This is a genomic window from uncultured Lactobacillus sp., from assembly GCF_947367085.1.
Classification (GTDB): Bacteria; Bacillota; Bacilli; order Lactobacillales; family Lactobacillaceae; genus Lactobacillus.
Genome location: NZ_CANBCP010000021.1, coordinates 1 through 20,516, shown reverse-complemented (window position 1 = coordinate 20,516; position 20,516 = coordinate 1). Strand labels below are relative to the sequence as shown.

The following is a 20,516-nucleotide window of genomic DNA, read 5'->3' as shown; positions in this document are numbered from 1 at the left end:
TATCAATTTGGAGGCGATGGGATGCCATCTAACACGCAAAATAATAGCGATCAAAAGACAAAATTTAACTTTCATAGTTTTGTTTATTTAATTAATAGTGTTCACCCACATTACTGGCGTTTAGTTTTGGGGATCTTTTTAGGTATAATTGCAACTGCTGCTAACCTAATCGTTCCTCAACTAGCAAAAGATTTTGTTAATGATTTCAACCACATCACTGCAACTTTAGTTACCTTATTAATAGTTCTGTTTATTAGTGGGACTGTTTTAAGTGCTTTAGCAGGCGTGGTCTTAGGGATCTTTGGTGAAGATGTTGTTGCCAAATTAAGAAATCAACTTTGGAAAAAATATCTTCATTTACCAGTCGTATATTTTGATGATACCCAAACTGGTGAAATAAGCTCACGCTTAGTAAATGATACTTCCCAAGTTAAAAACTTACTTGCTAATACTCTTCCTAATTCAATTACCTCAATTCTGCAGTTCTTTGGTTCATTAGTTATCATGATCACGATGGACTGGCAGATGACCTTAATTATCTTTTTAGCTGTTCCTTTAATTACTTTAGCTTTACGGCCTGTTTTAAAGCGTTCAATTAAAATTGGACTAGCTCGCCAAGATGCCCTGGCTAAATTTTCAAGTAATGCAACCAACGTCTTAAGCGAGATTCGCTTGGTAAAATCATCTAACAGTGAAAAAATCGAATCTGCTAATGGTGATAAAGAAATCCACACCCTATATGAAATTGGGATGCGTGAAGCCATGTTAAACTCAATCATGATTCCACTGATGAACATGGTAATGATGGTTCTCTTCCTAGGCTTATTAGGTTATGGTGCAATCAGGGTTATGAACCATAGCTTGAGTATGGGAGCTTTGATTTCATTTTTAATGTATTTATTCCAATTACTTGCACCTGTATTTACGATTAGCCAATTCTTCAATGAACTTTCCAAAACAAGTGGTTCAACTAAACGTATCGAACAAGTCTTGCAGATTGATAATGAAAAAAGTAGTGCCTCTAAAAAGCCCGACATTGAAGGCCAAGCTCTCAAGGCAGAAAATGTCAGCTTTTCTTATGAAGAAGGCAATCAAATTCTGCATAATATCAACTTAGAAGTAAAACCGAATACAATTGTTGCCTTTGCCGGGCCTTCTGGTGGAGGAAAATCGACAATCTTTTCTTTAATCGAAAGATTTTACAAGCCAACCAGCGGTAAAATCGTTATTGGCTCTACTAATATTGATGAAATCGACCTAACTTATTGGCGTAACCAAATTGGTTTAGTTGGGCAAGATTCTCCAATGATGCCGGGCACTATTAGACAGAACCTAACTTATGGATTGACTCGCAAAGTAACCGAAAAAGAACTTTGGCATGTTTTAAAAATGGCATATGCCGATGGGTTTGTTTCAGAAATGCAAAACCAACTCGAAACAGAAATTGGTGAACGAGGAATTAAGCTTTCTGGTGGTCAACGCCAGAGAATTGCGATTGCCCGGGCCTTTTTACGAGACCCTGATATCTTGATGCTTGATGAAGCTACTGCCAGCCTTGATTCGGAATCCGAAGCAATGGTTCAAAAAGCACTCGGTGAATTAATGAAAAATCGAATGACGTTAGTTATAGCCCACCGCTTGAGCACAATTGTTGATGCAGATTGTATTTACTTTATTGACCATGGAACAGTATCTGGACATGGCACTCACAAAGAATTAATTAAGTCCACTCCCCTGTATGCTGAATACGTTCATACACAATTCAAAGAATAATTTTTAAGCTTCTGTTTATCAGAAGCTTTTTTATACATATACTTGTCTTACAACTAGTTGTAATTACAATTAAATACGTTATAATAGAAAAAGTACTATTTGTATTTACAACTAATCAGAGGGCAGAAATGACAACAAAAAAAAGAAAATTAGGGAACTTACTCTATCACATCGGCAAATTAGAAAATCTAATGATTAACGAGCGCTTAGCCCCTCTTAATTTGCGCATGTCGCATGCTCATGTACTGCGTTATATCGAAAAACACCCTGGCTGCATTCAAAAAGAAGTCGCTGAATACTTAATCTATCAGCCTGCCAGTTTTACCAACGTGGTTAAATTACTAGAAAAAAAGCAAATGATTGAACGCAGAGTTGATCCTAATAATCGACTCAAAAAACGCCTCTATCTACTTGCTGCTGGTAAGAAAGTTTTAAAAGAGGTCAACTCTTCTTTCGAAGAATTGAATGAAGCAATGGGTAGCGTTGATTCAGATACTATTAAGAAATTGGAACAAATCTCCGACAATCTTGAACGCGTAATACAGAAAGGATAGTCTATGAAAAAAGAAAAACCGATTTGGAAAAGAAATCTCTATATCTTATCAGTAGCGGTTTTTATTGCTGGTATTGCTTTTTCTGAGATTATGCCCTTTTTACCTTTATATATTGATACTCTAGGTAAATTTACCCATAAACAATTAAATTTCTGGTCAGGATTTATCTTTTCAGGTGTCTATTTTGTTTCAGCGGTCATTTCTCCTTGGTGGGGAAAGTTAGCTGATAAAAAGGGCCGTAAGTTAATGATCTTGCGGGCATCACTTGGGATGTCTATTGTTTTAGGGGCAATGGGACTGGTAACAAATGTTTGGCAGTTATTCTTTCTAAGAATGCTCCAAGGGGTATTTGCGGGATTTGTCTCTAATTCCAATGCCTTAATCGCAACCGAAACACCTAAAGAAAAATCTGGTCAAGCTCTTGGTACAATGGCCTCAGCATTTACTGCTGGGAATTTACTTGGACCATTTTTAGGTGGGGCACTTGCTTCGGCGTTTAGTTACCGAGTAACTTTTTTTATTACCGGTATCTTATTAATGATTTCCTTTCTACTGTGTTTATTCTTTGTTCACGAAAAAGGATTCAAACCTATTACCGAAAAGAAATTGGATAAGGCAAGTGGCGTAATAAAGACTCTACGTTCTCCTGCTTTAATTTTCGGATTACTTTTGACAACGCTGATTATTCAAGCTGCTAACAATTCCATCAATCCTATTGTTTCTTTATATGTTAAACAATTGATGAATGGTCATGGTGATGTCGTCTTTGTCTCTGGAGTGATCGCAGCTCTTCCGGGAATTGCCACCTTTTTAGCAGCCTCGCGCTTTGGAGCTTTAGGAGATAGAATTGGTACTCATAAAATCATTATTGGTGGTTTTATTGGAGCTACAATTTTATTTTTCTTAACTGCCTTTGTTCACAACACTTGGCAATTGGGGATTTTAAGATTCTTAGTTGGCTTTACAGATGCTTGCCTATTTCCTCAAGTACAAACCCTCTTAACTAAGAATTCCCCAGTTGCTGTGACGGGAAGAATTTTTTCTTGGAATCAAAGTGCCATGTACATCGGTAACATTGTTGGACCATTATTAGGATCATTTGTTGCTGGTATTTCCAGTTATAGTATGGTTTTTATTGTCACTGCAGCAATCGTTATCGTGAACCTCATTCTCTTTAACTTTAACGTTGTTAAAAATTTAAACTAACCAAAAAGGATCATCCGCTATTGCTTATTAGCGAATGGTCCTTTTCTTTATTAAAACTATTTAATTGTTGTTTTTTGGAGTCTTCATTTGTTGATGATTCTTTTGCTCACGAACAGATGTTGGAATTCCACCAATTTTAGCTAAACGCTTCTTACCAAGGAAGAAGTATAAAACAGCGGTTGCTGCGGCAACAACAATGGCTAGTAAGATAGTTTCCCAAGTGAAGTTAAAGATTAAGTAGCAAGCTACTAATAAAGCTAAAATTGGGATTGTATAGCCACCAGGTAATTTAAATCCATGATTTGGATATTCATTAGTGTGCTTAAATTTAATTACTGCAAAAATTGAAGGAACATACTGAACAAATGATGCTAAAACAATACATCCTACTAAGAATAGATAGGATTGAGTTATCAGTAAGAGTGTTACGGCGGCTGTTAATAAAATACCAACCCATGGAGCATCAAAGTGATTTTTCTTACCAACCCATGGTGGTAAAAGTTGGTGTTCCAAAGACAAGGAAGCAATTAACGCAGGCGTATTAAAGGAACAAGTAAATGCCACACCAAAGATACTTAGTAAAACACCGACAATAATTAAGATATATCCCCAATCACCAACAGCAGCTTTGAAGGCATTTGCAACTGGAATAGTATACAAAGACATCTTGTCGCCCAAAATACCAATCGCAATTAATAGCATCAAAGTATACAGAATACTTACACTAACCATCACGGCAATTAATGCCCGTGGAATATTTTTAGCAGGATTTTTCATTTGAGATGCAGCAATTGGAATAAATGAGAATCCACTAAATAGATAGAATACAACACTAAAAGCTGCACCAAAATGATGGAAGAATGGCCCAACACCTTTAGCAGCAGCTGCAGGCAGTACAGGATGGAAGTTAGCTGTATGCATAAAGAACATACCAACTATAATAAAGATAATGATCGTTGCTAGTTTTGCAAATGACGAAGTATTATCAATCAACTTCACCAAAGAACGTCCAAAGAAATTGATAATTGAGAATAAAATGATCAATCCAATTCCTGTAGCAAAATAAATGGAAGTTTGATTATAAGCAGGAACAAAACTTTTTAGCGTTGTTAAAAAGGCAACTATTTCTGCCGCATAAGTACAACATCCCAAAAACCAAGTAAACACACCTAATTCATAACCAGCAAATCTCCCGAATGCATTATATGAATATAGCCATGCAGCACCTGATCCCGTAAATCTACTTGCTAAATCTGCATAACACAAAGCAATTAAACTAACTGTTACGGCAGCTGAAAGTAAAACTACTACACTTAAAAGGTCCATGTCTTTATACATTGCTTGTGGAAGCAAGAAAGCACCTGAACCAATGATTCCGTTAATCCCTAAAAAGTAGATAGACATAAATGTCAGCTTTTTGGGCGAATTTGTCTTTCCCATATTTCTTACCACCTTTTATTAGCTATCTGAATTAATATGTCGTTAGCTCTCAACTCAAGAATAGTCATAAGAAATTTTAAAAGCAAATAAAAGAAATCGAATGATGAATAAAATTATTTATCTATAAATAGTTGCTATTCAATTAAATATTAATATAGATTTCAAAAATAGGTCATCGTTATAGATGCCATCATATATTCATGTAAAATATTGGATCTTTATAATTAAATCTATAAATGAATACACTTATAGATTCAGGATAGATCCTGCCCCACTACTTTTGCAAGAAAATGAGCTTATCAAAAAAACTTTAAGCACTTAGTCTCTTTTATTTGCTTTTAGGTGCTGAAATGAACTACGCTCACAGTGAATAGATTATTAGCTAGCTTATGAGTAATTACATATATCTGTTCATAATTGTATAAATTTTCTAATTGATGGCGAACTTGTAGATTTATATTTTCTGTTAAAAATATACAGAATATATATTGTGCTCCTTTCTGGTTCTTAATTTCTAGAAAGCGCCAATTATTAAAGATTTGTATTTGATCCATAATTTATAACTCTTTAATTAACATGAAAAACATAATAACTGTCCAACATCTTATTAGAAAAACTTTATCTGTTTAAGGAGTTGATGTTTTTATGGTTAATAATAAGACCCAACAAAAGAAGGTCTATATTTCAGTCTTAGCTTTGACCATGATGAACGTCTCCATGGTAGCTGGTCTTGCAAATGATGTTCAACAATCATTCTATGGATTAGCTTCAGTAACATACTTCGCTATTGGTGCGATCTTATTCTTCATTCCTACAGCACTTGTTGCCGCCGAACTAGCATCCGGTTGGAGTGAACGTGGAGGCATTTTCAGATGGGTAGGCGAAGGCTTAGGTAAAGGCTGGGGACTTACTTGTTTGTTAATTTTATGGTTCCAAACAATGTTAAACTTCGGAATTGCGATGCCAAGTTTTACAGCGACTATCTTGTTCTATACTCCAAACTATGATGCCGCCGTTAAATTTGCACAAAATCCACAACACGAAGTTTTAATTATGACTGGATGGGTATTGTTCTACTGGTTCTTGACATTCTTAGCAACCAAAGGAATTAAAGCCTTTGCTAACCTTGCTAAATATGGGGTTATCATTGGTAGTTTGATTCCTTTAGCAGTAATGATTATTTTAGCCATTGTCTGGGTTGCTCAAGGACACCAACCAGTTATTCCAATGGACTTTAAAGGTTTAGTACCAAAGTGGAACGGGATGAGTACGTTAGCTCTAGCGGCCGGAGTATTCTTCTCTTACACAGGTATTGATATGAATGCAGCTCACATTAAGCAGTTGCGTCACCCTCAAAAAGACTTTGCTAAAGCAATGTTTATTTCAGTTATCTTAGCCTTTTTGATCTTCGTAATTGGTACTGTCATCATTGCTATGATTATTCCAGAAAAGCAAATCAATGTTCTTTATACTTTATATTCAGTATTTAGAGTACTTGGCTCAACTATTGGTATGCCATGGTTGTACATGGTATTAGTTTGGGCTTTGCTTTGCAACACTGTAGCTATGGTCGTTACCAATATGTCTGGTCCTTCATTTATGTTAGGACAAGCTGGTGGTAGTGGTTTCTTACCAAAATGGTTCCAAGAAAAGAATAAGAATAATATGCCTGCTCACTTAATGTATACACAAATTGCAGGAACAACTATTATTGCCTACTTAGTAAAATTACTTCCAAATGTCGAAGGATTCGTAATTTTGCTTACCCAAACTATCACTGTATTATATTTATTCTATTATGTTTTAATGTTTATTACCTTCTTACGGTTACGTTATGATCAGCCAAATCGGCCACGTTCCTTCAAAGTTCCTGGTGGAATGTTCGGAGCATGGTTAGTCGGTGGTGTGGGAATCTTGTCTTCCGTATTCGGAATTGTGCTAGCCATTTGGCCACCTGCACAAGTTAAGGCAGAAGTAGGTTCTCCTATAGTTTACGTTTCTGTAATTTTAATTTTAGTTGCCATTGTTCTTGGTATTTGCTTCATCATGTACCAACTATCAAAGAAGCACCAAAACTGGGTTGATCCAACCAACAAATTCTCCCCATTTACTTGGGAAGTTGAAGGTTTGAAGAAACCTGGTAAAGCTTTGTCTAACATTCCTACAACAGTAATGTGTGACAATCAAAACCCAATGGGTATGCCAATTAAGCGGTCTTATAAACCAGATCAACAAATCTCTCCTACTGAACTTAAAGCTACTGAGTCTGCACCTTCAGCTAGTGGAGATAAATAATTTTTATTTAGAAGAAAAGAGATACATAACATGTTACAAAATTTAGACCCTGAAGATCTCAAGCAAATGAGATCAGATTTTCTTGAAAATGATAAATATCGTAACACTCAAAACGCTGTTTTGCAAAATGGGATCAAGAAATCAATTACCGATAAAAGCGTAATTGAAAAACACCCATTTATGTTTTCAATTGATGTTGACTCTGACAAGCCTCTAGACCAAAAGAAGTCTGGACGTTGCTGGATGTTTTCAGCATTAAACTTTATTCGTTTCCACATTGAAAAGCAGCACCATGTAAAGAACTTTAAACTTTCAGCTGACTTTGAATTCTTCTATGACAAGTTGGAAAAAGCTAATTACTTCTACCACAACATCATTGATACCGCTGATAAGCCTTTATCCGACCGTTTCGTAAGATGGTTATTAAAGACTCCTCAACAAGATGGTGGTGACTGGAGCTTAATCGTAAGTTTAATTGAAAAATACGGTATGGTTCCAATGTCAGTTATGGGTGAAAACGCTGTTAGCGCAAACTCAAATGAATTGAACTTCATGTTCAACCGTAAATTACAAAAAGATGCCATGAAATTGCGTGACATGGTTAACAGTGATGCAAGTGACGAAAAATTAGCAAGTGAACTTCGTCGCTTGAACTCAGAAAACTACAAGATCTTAGCAATTTCATTAGGTACTCCTCCAGAAAAATTCCACTACTCATACCGTGACGAAAACAATCAATTCCACGACTTAGGTGAAGTTACTCCTATGGAATTCTTCAAGAAGTTCGTTGATATCAACTTAGAAGACTATGTTGAAATAATGAACTTACCTGGTCATGGCTACAAGTACAACCAATCTTACACTATTGATACTTCTAAGAATATGGTTGACGGTATTGAAAATCGTTACCTCAATGTTTCAATGGATGAAATGAAGAAGATGGTTATTAACCAATTGAAAGATGGCATGCCAGTATGGTTTGGCTGTGACGTTTTACAAGAATGGAATAACCCAACTGGTTCACTTGAATTAGATGTCTATGACTGGAAGCGTTCATTTGGTGTTACTCTTGGTAAGAACAAGACTGAGCGTTTTGAATATGGTGAAAGTCTTCCAACTCACGCAATGTTAATTTCTGGTGTTGATCTTAGAGATAACAAGCCAGTTAACTGGAAGATCCAAAACTCATGGGGTGACAAAGTTGGTCACAACGGCTACTTCATGATGGGTGAAGACTGGATGGATGAATACACCTACGAAACAGTTGTAAACAAGAAATACTTGACTGACGAACAACTTAAAGACTACGAAAAAGAACCTGTTGTTCTTCCTTACTACAACGCATTTAACCCAATTTAGGGAAAGGTCGGATTTTTATGGCATGTACAACTGTTATTGTTGGTAAAAAAGCCACAATCAATGGCTCGACTCTAATTGCGCGTGATTGCGATGCAGAGGTCTGCAATGTGCCAGTTAAGTTTATTATGGTACCAGCTAAGAGTGAAAAACAAACTTTCCACTCTTATGTGAGTGGAGTGGATATTCCACTTCCCAGTGACGCTTTAAGATACCAGATGGCACCCTTCGTAAATTATAAAAAGCATGGTCAATTCGGCGAATGCGGAATTAATAGTGCCAATGTTGCGATGAGTGCAACAGAAAGTATTTATGGTAATCCTCAAGTTCTTGCTCTAGATCCTTTAGTAGATAATGGTATTGGTGAAGATGCTTTATTAAGTATTGTTTTACCTTTCATCCATAGTGCTCGTGAAGGAGTCCAACGATTAGGTAAATTAATTGCCCAATATGGTTCACACGAAGGAAATGGCATTATCTTCAGTGATAAGGATGAGATTTGGTATATGGAGATTCCTACTGGTCACTGGTGGGCTGCTACAAGACTTCCAGATGACAAAGCAGCAGTAATTGCTAACCAAGTTTCTGAACAAGAAATTGATTTTGATGATCCAACCCACTTTATGTGGGCAGATGGATTGAGAGAATTTGTTAAGAAATATCATCTCAATCCAGATGAAACAGGATTTAATTTCCGTCACATTTTTGGTACAGATAATGCGCGTGACCATTGTTACAACACTCCCCGTGTCTGGTTTGGTCAAAATTACCTAGGTCACCATGCATCAAGTCCCACTAGCAATGCTTTAGATTTTGCCTTCACCCCAGGTAGAAAATTAAAGCATGAAGATGTTGCTTATATTTTAAGTTCCCACTATAATGAAACAATTTATGATCCACTTGGTGACAGCCCAGAAAAGACAAAGTTTCGCCCTATTTCAATGGCACGCTGTGCTGAATCTCACATCTTAGAAATTAGAAATAACGTTCCTAAAGACTACGCAGCTATTACTTGGTTTAACTTTGCGCCAACGGCATTTAACCCCTATGTTCCTTTTTATGCCAACGCAAACGGTACTGCAATAGCTTATACCAACACTACTGATAAATATGATATCAACCAAGCTTACTGGCAGACTAGAACTGTCGCAGCTTTAATTCAACCCGCTTATGATGAATTGAAGAGTTTATTGATCGGACTAGATGGATTTTTACCAGCTGCCGACCAATTAGGAAACGAATTAGTTCACCAAACTGATGAGCAAGCATCTAAGCTCACAGATCAAAAGCTTACTCATTACCTGACAGAAGCTAATGAAAAGAATGCTGCAGCAATGCTCGCATTATCAATGAATACTATTGGAAAGTTAGTAAAGACAGGCTTAACCCACTCACGCTTGAGCTTTTCAATCAATACTGACCGCCTTCAAAATTAGTATTCATCTTCATAGTTAAACTAAAAGTCCCACAAAAGTAAAAATACTTTTGCGGGGCTTTTCGTATATCCTAATAACTAAATGACTATTTATTTTCAAAATAACTTTATTTGAAAATATCAAGATTCAATTCATCACTGAGTTCATTCAAAACACTTAATCCAGCAACGCTATTGCCATCTTTATCTAGCGGCGGACTAAAGACGCCAATTCCACACTTGTGAGGAGCAGCTGACATTAAGCCGCCACCCACTCCACTTTTAGTTGGCAAGCCCATACGAGCAGAATAAACGCCTGACTCATTGTACAAACCCGTTGTCATCATTAAAGACTTCACAAATGTAGCAGCTTGGCTAGAAATAATTCTTTCATTATCCCATGGCTTGATCCCATCATTAGCCAAAACCGCGCCTAAATTAGCCAAACTAGTTGCTGTAACTTTCATTGAACATTGCTTAAAGTAAGTTCTCAAACTATCAGTAACATTATCTTGGATCATCATATGAGCCTTTAAATAATAAGCCAAAGAGCGATCGACGTCGCCAGTCTCATCTTCAGAATAAAAGATTTCCTCATCTAAGCTTAGTTCTGGATCATGACATATTTCCTGAGCAAAAGCTAGAATTTGTTCAAACGGCGTTAGATTATCTTGCGGCTTAATCAGCGATGTAGTCATAATCGCACCAGCATTAATAAAGGGATTGAGCGGCTTTTTTTCATGTTCAATTTCTAGATTCAAAATTGAATTAAAAGCAAAGCCGGACTGTCTAGTATTGACGCGACTATTCACTTCCTCAAAGCCGCGTTGTTTAATTGCATAAAGCAAAGTAATTACTTTAGAAATACTTTCTATCGCAAAGCGAACTTGGCTTTGGCCAACAGACTGTAATTGATTACTGTCTAAGTCGTAAATAACAATTCCTAGTTGATCAGCTTTAACTCTAGCTAAGGCTGGAATATAGGAAGCAACATGTCCATTTTTTGTTAATGGCAAATTCTTATTTCTAATTTTTTCTAGATTAATCATACATTAACTCCTTTCTTCATTCTTCAATCTCACAATAGCGCCTCACGCCACTAAATACAAAGAATATGCCATCTTAATTTTTACTAATTAAACTAACATTAAGACTGCCTGCTATCTTATAATTATTTTGAAAAGAGATATTATCAGATTTTTGAGGTTAAAATATGAAAATCGAAACCAACCACTATGCATATCAAAACGGCAAAGATTATTGTGAATATACCCTCACTAACGATAATGGGATGGTTGTAAAATTGCTGAATTATGGAGCAACTTTAAAACAAATCTTACTTCCAAATAAGGATGGTCAATTAGAAAATGTTATTCTGTCGCTTCCGACTGCGCTAGATTATTCTAAAGAAAGAAACTTTTTAGGTGGCACTGTCGGGCGCGTAAATTTAGGTAAGCACACTCTTGAATTGCCGATTAATGACGGAAATAACCATATCCACGGCGGCAGCGGTATTGATACGATGGTCTGGAACACCAGTAAGTTAAGAGTTGAAGAAGATGCCGAATTTGTACAAGTAACTTTTAGCTTAATTGATTTTGATGGGCATAATAATTATCCTGGCAACCTAAAAATTGAAGTTACTTACACTTTAGATAATGATAATTGTCTTGATTACAATATATTTGCCTTTAGTGATCAATTGACTATCTTTAATCCTACCAACCATGTTTACTTTAGACTAGATGGACCAAATTCAGATGTTAAAGACTTGCAGATGCAAATCGATGCCGACTATTATTTGCCACTAGATAACGAAAGTTTACCTTATCTAGGGATGAAAAAAGTTACAAACACCATTTTTGATATGAGAAAGCCAACAAGATTAGGCGATATCTTAGATTCAAAAGAGCCTGAAATCAGACGCGAGCATGGTCTTAACCATCCCTTTATCTTAAATAGCCAGCGCTCTTGTGCTAAAATCATTTCTCCTAAAACCGGTCGAAAACTAACAATGACGACAGATGCACCTAGTGTTGTGGTTTATACGGCTAACCATTTTAATCACACAGGTGTCGCTAAAAATATCGGTCGCTATGATGGTGTCACGCTCGAAGCACAAAATCCGCCAGTTAGTGGAGATGACTTAAATGCAAGTTTATTAGTAGCTAATGATAGTTTTATCCGCTCAATCAGCTGGACATTCGATTTTTAAAGACAGATATTGACAGCTATCACAAAAAATAGTTAAATATAAACAAATATTATTGATGACCTTTAACAGTTAGTCCCGTGAGGCTAAGAAGGACGTCTGCGCTTTGTTGAAAAATACTCTTTAGTATCTTTTTAACCATATTCAGCATAGACCATCTTGGACTCAGGTTCAGATGGTCTTTTTGTTTGGTCATCTAAGAAAGGATAATTTATGGAAAAACAAATCATTGATAGCGTCGGAATCAAACGTGCCTTAATGCGGATGACATATGAAATCGTCGAACGCAATAAAGGTGTTAACGACTTAGTTTTAGTTGGAATTAAAACTCGCGGTCTTTATTTAGCTGAGAGAATTGCTAAGAATTTGAAAAACTTGGAAGGTGTCGACATCCCTGTTGGCGCGCTCGACATTTCTCATTATCGTGATGACTTATCAAAATCCGAAAAAGATACAATGATTCACGACCAGCAATTAGACTTTGATATTACTGGTAAAAAGGTAATCTTAGTCGATGATGTGTTGTTTACAGGTAGAACAATTAGAGCCGCCCTTGACGCGTTAATGGACCAAGGTCGTCCAGCTAAAATCAATTTAGCAGTTTTAGTTGACCGCGGACATCGTGAACTTCCAATTCGACCTGATTTTATCGGCAAAAACATCCCAACTGCAATGAATGAAGAAGTTAGAGTTGCCCTAACTGAAGTCGATAGCGATGATTCAATTGCAATTGTTTCTAAATAAACAGGAGATTTTTCATGAGTAAACAGCCTTTTCACAATGACGATGCCATCTTAGATGTCTATGAAAAACCAGGGATGGGACAAGGAATTCTCTTGTCTTTACAGCATATGTTTGCAATGTTTGGTTCAACTGTATTAGTTCCAATTTTAGTTGGAATTAACCCAAGTATCGCCTTGCTTTCTTCTGGTGTAGGTACATTAGTACATATGTTGCTAACGCACTTTAAGATCCCAGCTTATTTAGGATCAAGCTTTGCCTTTGTTGCAACAATGCAAGCTTTGATGAAAATGGATGGCTACCCAGCTATCGCACAAGGTGCTATTGCAGCAGGGTTAGTTTATGTAGTAGTTGCAATTATTATTGCCAAAGTTGGATCAGGCTGGGTCAATAAAGTCCTGCCTCCAATTGTGGTCGGACCGATCATTATCGTTATTGGATTGTCATTAGCAACGACGGCTGCTAACGATGCAATGATGAAAGGCGCTAAGTACAATCTGACTTACTTTGGAGTAGCAATCTTCACTTTAGTGATGACACTCTTTTTCCAAATGTATTTTAAAGGCTTTACTAGTTTAGTATCAATTATGCTCGGAATTGTCTGCGGCTACATCCTTTCTTGCATCTTAGGAATCGTTGATTTTTCTGGAGTACAAAAAGCAGCTTGGTTCTCGCTACCTGCTTTAGAATTACCTGGCATTAGCTATAAATTAAAATTCTATCCTGCGGCAATTTTGACTATGGCGCCGATTGCTTTTGTTACGATGACTGAACACATGGGCCATATTATGGTTCTTAACTCTCTAACTAAACGTAACTTCTTCAAAAATCCTGGCCTTCACCGCACAATGATGGGAGACGGTTTATCAACAATTATTGCTGGTTTCATCGGAGGTCCTCCTACCACTTCCTACGGTGAAAATATCGGAGTATTAGCAATGACTAAAGTTCACTCAGTTTGGGTACTAGCAGGGGCAGCCGTATTTGCGATTATCTTTAGTTTCATTGGTAAAATTGCAGCTTTAATTGAATCAATCCCAATGCCAGTTATCGGCGGAATTTCATTCTTATTATTTGGAACAATTGCTTCTAACGGATTAAAGATCTTAGTTGATGACAAGATTGACTTTGGCGAAAAACGCAACATGTTAATTGCTTCAGTTATCTTAGTTGTCGGCATCGGTGGTGCGTACTTACAATTAGGCTCATTCCAATTAACTTCAGTGGCCTTATCAACTATCATGGGGATGCTGCTTAACTGGATCTTGCCAAAAAAGGCTGCTAGTGAAAAAGCCTTAGAAGAAAAAAAGCATGAAAAACAAGAAGGAAAGATTTATCAATAGATTTTTCAAAGAGCCGAATGGCTCTTTTTTATTGACCAAAAGGGTCTTTAAATGATATATTTTTTAAAAATAATTTTAGGAGAATCTAACTATGCTAACGACAATTACCTTCCCCTCTGATTTTGAACACTCCTACTTAGGAAAAAAACTTACAAAAACTTCGCAGTGGAGCACTTTTTTAACTCTTGACGACAGCGGCTATTATACTAATATCCATTTATTTAGAAATAGGTCTATTGAAGAAAATAGCGATAGCCAAGAAACTGAATTCTACAATTTTCAAAAACAAAACAATAACTTGCTTGATCCCTTTGACCTTAAAAAGAACGCGAACAAGCTAACAAACTTAAAATGGACTAGCCTATCTGACTTACTTTCTCAAATTAAGAATATCAACCCTATCATCAGCCTTACTAGTCAAAATGATGTAACTTATACCGGCAAAATTGACTCGGTTAATGACACTCAAATAGTGTTAAAAGAAATCGATAAGAACTATCAGCTAAACTAATTTCCCCTGCTTATTAATCTAAATGAGATCATCGCTATTTCATTTAATTCAGTTGAGCATAACATTCTAAATGCATGGCTGACGACTGAAAGCAGTAGATCTAACCAAGATTTAGTTGAAGTTCATCTCGATTATCAAGATGATACACGCTTTGAAAGTTTCTATATTGGCAAAATCATAAAGCAAAATGACAACTATCTTCTTTTAGCAGCTTTAAATGATATTGGCCAATTAGATGGCATATATTTAATTGCTAAAAAACATCTCGTTCATCTGACTACTTCGAGTACGCAGCTTGATTATTATCAATTTGCGATGAATTATCATTTGCAAAATAATACTTTTAACATACGTAATCTAAAAACAGATTTTGAATTAGATTCTTTTAATGAATATCTCAAACCCAATCAACTAATAGCTGTTGATAATATTAAATTTGATAATCCTAATATTGGTATTATAAAAGCAATTAATGATCATACGATCAGCTTTCAAAATATCGAAGACTATCAATTATCTGCAAATACTCAAATGATTGCACTTGATGATATCGGGTCAATTGAATTAACTAGTAATTACCAACAATTGCTTGCTGCGTATATGCAAAAATAGTCCATAATAGTGGCTTTTATCCCCCCCAAAAAAAGAATTATAATTTAGGTGAGGAGTTCTTTTCTTAGAAAACGGGTGAGCAAAATGGATGAGAAAAAGAAATATAGAGCCGCTGTAGCTGTCTTAACCATGCTTTGGATTATTGTCGCCTTATGTTGGCATCCCGAAAGTCTAGCTCTCAAAGCAGTCGTAGCCATTATTACAATCTGTATTTTAATTGCTGATATCTACATAATTATCAAAATACATAAATATAATAAAAATCAAAGAAGCAAGAAATAATTGCGTATATGCAAAAAGCAAATGTCGATCTATGACATTTGCTTTTTAATTTCTATTTTTCAATTTTAAATTGATAAAATCCCCAGCTCATCTCATTCAAAGTCTTCGCAAAATCCTGCTTATCAAAGTAAGTATTATCCACTAAGGCCTCGAATTGACCATCTTGATCTTTTAACATTTGGTGAGTTCTGCGCCAGCCATTTTTTTGGTAAAACTTAAGCCGGCTAACTCGCTGACGATAGTTATCTGCATCTGGATTAAGCGGCTCGATATCAAGCACGATTTGTCGGTCTCGATATTTACTTTCGAGCATTTGCAAAATCTTACTGCCGTAGCCGCACCCACGCAGTGCAGGATCAATAGCTAAATATGCCAGATAAACTGTCTTGTCACTGACAAAATAAATTGTCATCCCTACGAACGTGTCTTGGTCATAAATAGCGTGAATCTTCAATCTCTTACGCATACTCATGACTAACATTGACCACCAAGAAAATCTTTCCCACTCGGGAAAAGCTTGATAGTATAACTTTTTAACACGATAATAATCTCTTGTGCCCCATCGGGCGGGTTGTTCGTCTAAAATAAAAATCCTTCTTTTCTAATTAACTAAACGATATTACCTATCTAATTTAAAATCTCTTTGATTAAAAAAGCAAGTTTTCATTTAGATCTTTTCTTATTGTAAATTGCATTTAAGACCAACGTGATTAAAAGCAAAGCGGTTGAACACAGCATAATTTCTTGTAAACCATTATGGAAAATGTGTCTCATTGATGGTAATAAATACTGCGGTAAACTCTTGGCAGAACGCGCATCACTGAGCTTATTCATCATATCCATCGTAATTGCATGGTGATTCTGCACACCGGCAGCTAATGCCATATTCATAATCACCCCATATACGGCAGCCATAATTGTTTGCGCCAATATCCTGATTAAATAAGATAATGACGTTGCTGGCGCCATATTTTTTTCACTGGCATCAATTTGAACTTTGATCTGAAGTAAGACAAAGATAAAGCCAACACCAAATCCAGAAAAAGTACCAATTATTGCAAGCCACCAAATATTAGTATCACTTGGTGCAATTGCCAGTCCCAATGAAGAAATAAGCATACAAATTATCCCCATGTAAATCAAATTTCTTGTGGAAAAGCGCTCTTTCAATGGATTTACAACCAAGGTTCCCACAATATCCACAAGTGAATTGGGAATCAGTGTCATCCCTCCAATTAAGGCCGTTGTTCCAAGTAAGCCTTGGGCCCACATCGGCAAATAGGTGTTAATTGCTAAAAATGCACCCCAACTAAAGATAAAGAGTAAGAAGTCACCAACTAAAGCACGATTTTTGAACATTGAGATTGGGACAACAGGGTTAGGATGAGTAGCTTCATGCTTAAAAAACAAAACTAATAAAATTAAGCCAACTACTATTAAACTTGCCACAATAAAGCCGCTAATTAAGCCTAATAACTGAATTCCTAGTAAACTAGAAATCAAACTTGCGACTATTAAGAAAGCTCCTAAGAAATCAAAACGTGCAGCTGACTTAATGCGTTTTTCCCGATAATAAATTACCGATAACAAGATTACCCCTAGCCCAATCGGAATATTAATATAAAAGACCCAGTGCCAAGACAGCGTATCCACAAGATATCCACCAGCAAGCGGGCCAATAATTGCGGCTACACTAAAAGCTGCTCCTAAATAGCCTAAGATCTTGGTACGATCTTTAATATTAGTAAAAATAAAGCCGGCCATGATGTATGGCAAAGATCCTAACCCCCCTGCTCCAATTCCCATTAGCGCGCGGGCAAAGAGGAAAAAGTACATGTTAGTAGCCAAGCCTTGAAAAAGTGAGCCTAAAACAAAAAATAAAGCTGATAATTCGAAGGCTAATTTATTACCAATCTTTTCACCGACCTTAGTCCAAATCGGTATTGAGATCGACATCCCTAATAGCAAAATTGCAATAATCCAGCCCATAAATTGGATACCATTTAGATCAGCAATAATCGCCGGGATCGCTGTATTAATAATCGTACTATCTAATCCGGCCATTACGTTAGCCAAAACCATTGCGAATGTGATCATTTTCGTCTGTTTCTTTGTCATAGGTCACCCTCTTTTCCACAAATAAAAAGTCTCAATTGCGTTCAACAATTAAGACTACTAATCTCATCTAAAATATACTTGCTAAAGTTAGTAAAAACAAGTTTAAATTTAAAATCTTAGTTTTTTCTGATTGGCTTTTTCCAGTTGAAGTAAAAATTAAATATAGTGGCAATTATCAACAAGATAAACGATACCGCCATAATCTCATGAATCCCCATGTGGAAAATCCTTCTCATTAGTGGAACTAAATCTTGTGGCAGACTTTGAGCAGAACGTGCATCACTAAGTTTATTCATCATATTCATTGTAATGTTAGGATGTTTATTGATTCCTTGAGCTAAGGCTACGTTCATAATTACACCATAGACGGCAGCCATTACAGTTTGTGCCAAGATTCTAATTAAATATGAGGTCGATGTAGCTGTGGCCATATCTTCTAAACCAGCATCGATTTGAACTTTTACTTGCAATGCAACAAAGATAAAGCCGACACCAATTCCTGAAAAAGTACCAATCACAACTAGCATCCACAATGGTGTGGATAAGTTTGCCAAAAATAATCCCGCTGAGGAAATCATCATTGCAATAATTCCAATCATCACAAGTGTAAATGTGCGTAGGTGCTCCTGAATGGTAGCAACTGTTTGCGAAGCAATAATTTCAACAATCGAATTCGGAATCAGTGTCATTCCACCCAAAAGTGCAGATAGTCCCAAAAGTGCCTGAGCCCACATTGGTAAGTATGTATTAACTGCGATAAATGCTCCCCACGTAAAAGCAAATAACAAAAAGTCCCCATTTAAGTCACGATTCTTAAACACAGACAGCGGAATAATGGGATTTTTCGCCTTGGCTTCGTGCAAGAAAAAGAAAATAATCAAAACCAAGCTTAACAATATTAATCCTGTTACTATCCAGCCTGCTGTTAAGCCGATCAATTGAATTCCAAGCAAAAATGCCACTAAACCACTACTTAATAAAGTTGCACCAAGTAAATCAAAGATAGGTGTCTTCTTGGGAGTTACTGGTTTAAAGAAAATCAGACTAATAATAATTGCTACAAGTCCAATTGGAATATTAATATAAAAGACCCAATGCCAAGAAAAGGCATCAATTAACCAACCACCAAGCAGTGGTCCTAAAATTGCCGCTCCATTAAAGCTTGCTGTCAAATACCCTAACACTTGGGTTCTTTTTTTGATATTTGGAAAAATGTAACCTGCGATAATATAGGGCAGCGATCCCATACCGCCGGCTCCGATTCCCATTACTAACCTGGCAATCAAGAAAAAGTAAATATTAGGTGCCAAACCTTCAAAAGTTGAACCTAAGATAAACAAGACTAGCGCAATCTCAAAAGCAAGTTTGTTAGTAATTTTTTCTCCGATTTTTGTCCAGATTGGAATCGAGATTGACATCCCCAATAAGAAGATTGCAACAATCCAGCCCATAAATTGAATTCCATGAAGAGCTGAAACAATTGCCGGAATCGCCGTATTAATAATCGTTCCATCTAAACCTGCCATAACATTTCCCAGCATTAAGGCAAGCGTTACCATTGTTACTTGTTTTTTATTCATTTAACTTCCCCATTTTTTAAACAACTTCTATTATGCAAAATCTCTTTACCAAATTGCAATCCTATCTGAATGACAAAAATAAAATTTTCTTTAAATAAGGCTATTCTTCTTGCATTGTTTTCGGTATAATCTTGATTGCGATTTTATTTTTCATCTATTTTTTCAGGAAGGAAAAAGTACTTATGGAACATTCTTGGATGTTGAAGTATGTTGCCGAATTTTTCGGTACATTGATTTTAGTTTTATTTGGAAACGGCTCTGTTGCCAACTCATTTTTGAAAGGCACAACTGGAAATGCACATGATGGCAAAGCCAATGGTGGTTGGTTATTAATTGCCTTCAGTTTTGGTTTTGGAGTAATGCTACCAGCTATGTTATTTGGTTCAATTTCAGGTAACCACATTAACCCTGCTGTCACTATCGCTCAAGCAGTTGCGGGAGCATTTCCATGGAGTCACGTAGTTCCTTATATTTTATGTCAATTAGCAGGAGCTATTTGTGGACAATTATTAGTCCTTGCAATTTACTGGCCTCACATTAAGGAATCTACTAATTCAGATATTGTCTTTACTTGCTTTGCGACTAGTGACTGTACAAACAGCAAGTGGAATGGATTTATTTCTGAAGTTGTTGGAACTGCAGTCTTAATGTTTGTAGCAATTGGTTTGTATCGAGGAATGTTCTTTAAAGAAACAGTCGATATTGCTAATATCGGAGTTGGATTCTTGATTATGGGACTTGTGATGGCATTAGGTGGTCCAACCGGCCCTGCTTTGAATCCAGCAAGAGACTTTGGTCCTCGTCTTTTATATTCAATTTTGCCAATTCCTAATAAAAAAGGTGGCGCTCACTGGAGCTACGGCTGGATACCTGTTGTTGCACCTACTGTCGGTGCAATTATCGGAATCTTCTTATATAAAATTCCGTTTGGACTTTAATTAAAAAGGCTAATTACTAGATTTTTTAAGTAATTAGCCTTTTATTTACTTATTTTTTAAAAGTGATAAAATTAAATTGTAGATATTATTAAAAGTGAAATGAGGATAATATGAGTGGTAATGAATTAAAAATATTAATAG

Annotated in this window: 18 protein-coding genes; 13 read left to right on the top strand and 5 right to left on the bottom strand. The window is 36.3% G+C overall.

Annotated elements, in window-relative coordinates; all coding sequences use genetic code 11:
- Positions 1–21: 21 nt before the first annotated feature.
- The 3 genes from Q0Y70_RS05080 to Q0Y70_RS05070 all read left to right on the top strand — a co-directional run bounded on the left by Q0Y70_RS05080 (position 22) and on the right by Q0Y70_RS05070 (position 3,533).
- On the top strand, positions 22–1,773 hold the full coding sequence (locus Q0Y70_RS05080) for an ABC transporter ATP-binding protein (protein ID WP_297817646.1): 1,752 nt from the start codon (positions 22–24) through the stop codon (positions 1,771–1,773).
- A 128-nt stretch (positions 1,774–1,901) separates the two neighbouring features.
- A complete protein-coding gene (locus Q0Y70_RS05075) occupies positions 1,902–2,327 on the top strand; it encodes a MarR family winged helix-turn-helix transcriptional regulator (protein ID WP_297817643.1) in 426 nt (141 codons plus the stop codon).
- Between the two features lie 3 nt (positions 2,328–2,330).
- Positions 2,331–3,533, top strand: coding sequence for a multidrug efflux MFS transporter (locus Q0Y70_RS05070; protein ID WP_297817640.1), 1,203 nt, complete (start codon positions 2,331–2,333; stop codon positions 3,531–3,533).
- A gap of 60 nt (positions 3,534–3,593) precedes the next feature.
- Here the strand turns inward: Q0Y70_RS05070 and Q0Y70_RS05065 are convergent, their stop codons facing one another.
- Positions 3,594–4,973 (bottom strand): APC family permease, encoded by a 1,380-nt coding sequence (locus tag Q0Y70_RS05065; RefSeq protein WP_297817637.1) that lies wholly within the window; start codon positions 4,971–4,973, stop codon positions 3,594–3,596.
- Between the two features lie 645 nt (positions 4,974–5,618).
- Between Q0Y70_RS05065 and Q0Y70_RS05060 the strand changes: the two genes are divergently transcribed.
- Genes Q0Y70_RS05060 through Q0Y70_RS05050 form a run of 3 tightly spaced genes read left to right on the top strand, consistent with a single transcriptional unit; the run spans position 5,619 to position 10,060 of the window.
- The gene (locus Q0Y70_RS05060; RefSeq protein ID WP_297817634.1) at positions 5,619–7,268 is read left to right on the top strand and encodes an APC family permease; all 1,650 of its coding nucleotides are present in this window, start codon (positions 5,619–5,621) and stop codon (positions 7,266–7,268) included.
- 30 nt (positions 7,269–7,298) lie between these two features.
- On the top strand, positions 7,299–8,627 hold the full coding sequence (locus tag Q0Y70_RS05055) for a C1 family peptidase (RefSeq protein ID WP_297817631.1): 1,329 nt from the start codon (positions 7,299–7,301) through the stop codon (positions 8,625–8,627).
- A 17-nt stretch (positions 8,628–8,644) separates the two neighbouring features.
- The gene (locus tag Q0Y70_RS05050; protein ID WP_297817628.1) at positions 8,645–10,060 is read left to right on the top strand and encodes a C69 family dipeptidase; all 1,416 of its coding nucleotides are present in this window, start codon (positions 8,645–8,647) and stop codon (positions 10,058–10,060) included.
- 106 nt (positions 10,061–10,166) lie between these two features.
- Here Q0Y70_RS05050 and glsA read toward each other — a convergent pair whose 3' ends face one another.
- Positions 10,167–11,087, bottom strand: a complete 921-nt coding sequence (gene glsA, locus Q0Y70_RS05045; protein WP_297817625.1) for a glutaminase A — start codon at positions 11,085–11,087, stop codon at positions 10,167–10,169.
- Between the two features lie 164 nt (positions 11,088–11,251).
- On the opposite strand from glsA, the gene Q0Y70_RS05040 reads away from it, so the two are divergent.
- From Q0Y70_RS05040 to Q0Y70_RS05015, 6 genes are all read left to right on the top strand, one after another.
- Positions 11,252–12,253, top strand: coding sequence for an aldose epimerase family protein (locus Q0Y70_RS05040; RefSeq protein WP_297817621.1), 1,002 nt, complete (start codon positions 11,252–11,254; stop codon positions 12,251–12,253).
- A gap of 210 nt (positions 12,254–12,463) precedes the next feature.
- Positions 12,464–12,994, top strand: a complete 531-nt coding sequence (gene pyrR / locus Q0Y70_RS05035; RefSeq protein WP_297817618.1) for a bifunctional pyr operon transcriptional regulator/uracil phosphoribosyltransferase PyrR — start codon at positions 12,464–12,466, stop codon at positions 12,992–12,994.
- 14 nt (positions 12,995–13,008) lie between these two features.
- Entirely contained in the window at positions 13,009–14,334 is a 1,326-nt protein-coding gene (locus Q0Y70_RS05030; RefSeq protein WP_297817615.1) for a solute carrier family 23 protein, read from the top strand.
- Positions 14,335–14,425: 91 nt separating this feature from the next.
- Positions 14,426–14,845, top strand: a complete 420-nt coding sequence (locus Q0Y70_RS05025; RefSeq protein WP_297817612.1) for a hypothetical protein — start codon at positions 14,426–14,428, stop codon at positions 14,843–14,845.
- A gap of 327 nt (positions 14,846–15,172) precedes the next feature.
- Complete coding sequence (locus Q0Y70_RS05020) at positions 15,173–15,457, top strand: hypothetical protein (RefSeq protein WP_297817609.1); 285 nt, start codon at positions 15,173–15,175, stop codon at positions 15,455–15,457.
- An 84-nt stretch (positions 15,458–15,541) separates the two neighbouring features.
- Positions 15,542–15,739 (top strand): hypothetical protein, encoded by a 198-nt coding sequence (locus Q0Y70_RS05015; RefSeq protein ID WP_297817607.1) that lies wholly within the window; start codon positions 15,542–15,544, stop codon positions 15,737–15,739.
- A gap of 52 nt (positions 15,740–15,791) precedes the next feature.
- On the opposite strand, the gene Q0Y70_RS05010 is transcribed toward Q0Y70_RS05015, so the two are convergent.
- The 3 genes from Q0Y70_RS05010 to Q0Y70_RS05000 form a co-directional block, all read right to left on the bottom strand.
- Positions 15,792–16,325, bottom strand: coding sequence for a GNAT family N-acetyltransferase (locus Q0Y70_RS05010; RefSeq protein WP_297817673.1), 534 nt, complete (start codon positions 16,323–16,325; stop codon positions 15,792–15,794).
- Between the two features lie 77 nt (positions 16,326–16,402).
- The gene (locus Q0Y70_RS05005) at positions 16,403–17,857 is read right to left on the bottom strand and encodes an MFS transporter (RefSeq protein WP_297817604.1); all 1,455 of its coding nucleotides are present in this window, start codon (positions 17,855–17,857) and stop codon (positions 16,403–16,405) included.
- A 116-nt stretch (positions 17,858–17,973) separates the two neighbouring features.
- Positions 17,974–19,437, bottom strand: a complete 1,464-nt coding sequence (locus Q0Y70_RS05000) for an MFS transporter (RefSeq protein WP_297817602.1) — start codon at positions 19,435–19,437, stop codon at positions 17,974–17,976.
- Between the two features lie 182 nt (positions 19,438–19,619).
- Between Q0Y70_RS05000 and Q0Y70_RS04995 the strand changes: the two genes are divergently transcribed.
- On the top strand, positions 19,620–20,375 hold the full coding sequence (locus Q0Y70_RS04995; protein ID WP_297817598.1) for an MIP/aquaporin family protein: 756 nt from the start codon (positions 19,620–19,622) through the stop codon (positions 20,373–20,375).
- Positions 20,376–20,516 lie beyond the last annotated feature (141 nt).

What these genes read in the sequence shown, in the direction of transcription:
- Q0Y70_RS05080 (WP_297817646.1), top strand. Translation starts at nt 22, where the DNA reads ATGCCATCTAACACGCAAAATAATAGCGATCAAAAGACAAAATTTAAC.
- Q0Y70_RS05075 (WP_297817643.1), top strand. Translation starts at nt 1,902, where the DNA reads ATGACAACAAAAAAAAGAAAATTAGGGAACTTACTCTATCACATCGGC.
- Q0Y70_RS05070 (WP_297817640.1), top strand. Translation starts at nt 2,331, where the DNA reads ATGAAAAAAGAAAAACCGATTTGGAAAAGAAATCTCTATATCTTATCA.
- Q0Y70_RS05065 (WP_297817637.1), bottom strand. Translation starts at nt 4,973, where the DNA reads ATGGGAAAGACAAATTCGCCCAAAAAGCTGACATTTATGTCTATCTAC.
- Q0Y70_RS05060 (WP_297817634.1), top strand. Translation starts at nt 5,619, where the DNA reads ATGGTTAATAATAAGACCCAACAAAAGAAGGTCTATATTTCAGTCTTA.
- Q0Y70_RS05055 (WP_297817631.1), top strand. Translation starts at nt 7,299, where the DNA reads ATGTTACAAAATTTAGACCCTGAAGATCTCAAGCAAATGAGATCAGAT.
- Q0Y70_RS05050 (WP_297817628.1), top strand. Translation starts at nt 8,645, where the DNA reads ATGGCATGTACAACTGTTATTGTTGGTAAAAAAGCCACAATCAATGGC.
- glsA (WP_297817625.1), bottom strand. Translation starts at nt 11,087, where the DNA reads ATGATTAATCTAGAAAAAATTAGAAATAAGAATTTGCCATTAACAAAA.
- Q0Y70_RS05040 (WP_297817621.1), top strand. Translation starts at nt 11,252, where the DNA reads ATGAAAATCGAAACCAACCACTATGCATATCAAAACGGCAAAGATTAT.
- pyrR (WP_297817618.1), top strand. Translation starts at nt 12,464, where the DNA reads ATGGAAAAACAAATCATTGATAGCGTCGGAATCAAACGTGCCTTAATG.
- Q0Y70_RS05030 (WP_297817615.1), top strand. Translation starts at nt 13,009, where the DNA reads ATGAGTAAACAGCCTTTTCACAATGACGATGCCATCTTAGATGTCTAT.
- Q0Y70_RS05025 (WP_297817612.1), top strand. Translation starts at nt 14,426, where the DNA reads ATGCTAACGACAATTACCTTCCCCTCTGATTTTGAACACTCCTACTTA.
- Q0Y70_RS05015 (WP_297817607.1), top strand. Translation starts at nt 15,542, where the DNA reads ATGGATGAGAAAAAGAAATATAGAGCCGCTGTAGCTGTCTTAACCATG.
- Q0Y70_RS05005 (WP_297817604.1), bottom strand. Translation starts at nt 17,857, where the DNA reads ATGACAAAGAAACAGACGAAAATGATCACATTCGCAATGGTTTTGGCT.
- Q0Y70_RS05000 (WP_297817602.1), bottom strand. Translation starts at nt 19,437, where the DNA reads ATGAATAAAAAACAAGTAACAATGGTAACGCTTGCCTTAATGCTGGGA.
- Q0Y70_RS04995 (WP_297817598.1), top strand. Translation starts at nt 19,620, where the DNA reads ATGGAACATTCTTGGATGTTGAAGTATGTTGCCGAATTTTTCGGTACA.